The following is a 373-nucleotide window of genomic DNA, read 5'->3' as shown; positions in this document are numbered from 1 at the left end:
AGCCGCTGCACGATCTGCTCGAACGGCACGTCCTGGTGGTCCAGCGCGCCCAGGCAGGTGGCGCTCACCCGGCGCAGGAAGTCCTCGAAGGTGTCGTGGTCCCGGTGGCGGGAGCGTACGGGGACGGTGTTGACGAAGAAGCCGACGAGCCGGTCGACGTCGGGGTGGTGCCGGCCCGCGACCGGGGTTCCGACGACGAGGTCGCGCTGTCCGGAGTACTTGTGCAGGGTCGTCAGGAAGGTGGTGAGCAGCCAGGCGTAGACCGTGACGTCGTGCCGGCGGCTCGCCTCGGCCACCCGGTCGCCGAGCTCCGGCTCCAGCGTGAACAGGACGTGGTCGCCGTCGTAGGACTGGGCGGCCGGGCGCGGTCGGT

General features: G+C 71.6%; 1 protein-coding gene. It reads right to left on the bottom strand.

Annotated elements, in window-relative coordinates; genetic code table 11:
• A partial coding sequence (locus AB0C16_RS40945) for a condensation domain-containing protein (protein ID WP_357691614.1) occupies positions 1–373 on the bottom strand: 373 nt, incomplete at both ends.

It is taken from the genome of Nonomuraea sp. NPDC048916, assembly GCF_040649575.1.
Classification (GTDB): Bacteria; Actinomycetota; Actinomycetes; order Streptosporangiales; family Streptosporangiaceae; genus Nonomuraea.
Note: the sequence above shows the minus strand (reverse complement) of the source record. Positions and strands in the feature narration are given on the sequence as shown.